The following is a 254-nucleotide window of genomic DNA, read 5'->3' as shown; positions in this document are numbered from 1 at the left end:
GGGCGGCCGGCGCCCCGGTAGGCGTCGGTGGGGGTGCGGGTGGTGAAGACCCCGGTGCAGGTGAACTCGTAGGAGTCCATCTTGTAGATCGCCGGGTACATGAACGCGCCCAGGATCGGGATGCCCGGTGTCACCAGCATCAGATAGGCGCCCATGTCCGCGAGCAGGTCCACCTTCAGACCGAGCAGCCGGCCCTCCCGGGTGGCCGCGACCTCGATGTCCTGGATCATGCCCCGCCCGTGGTGGGTGGCGAG

1 protein-coding gene is annotated in these 254 nt (G+C 69.3%); it reads right to left on the bottom strand.

What is annotated here, in order from left to right:
- Positions 1-254: molybdopterin cofactor-binding domain-containing protein (locus tag CCN72_RS41095; protein ID WP_244174637.1), on the bottom strand; the 254-nt coding region annotated here is incomplete at both ends.

This window comes from Streptomyces murinus, from assembly GCF_002154555.1.
In the GTDB taxonomy this organism is placed as follows: Bacteria; Actinomycetota; Actinomycetes; order Streptomycetales; family Streptomycetaceae; genus Streptomyces; species Streptomyces murinus.
The sequence above is the reverse complement of the archived record's forward strand: the minus strand, read 5'-3'. Positions and strand labels throughout refer to the sequence as shown.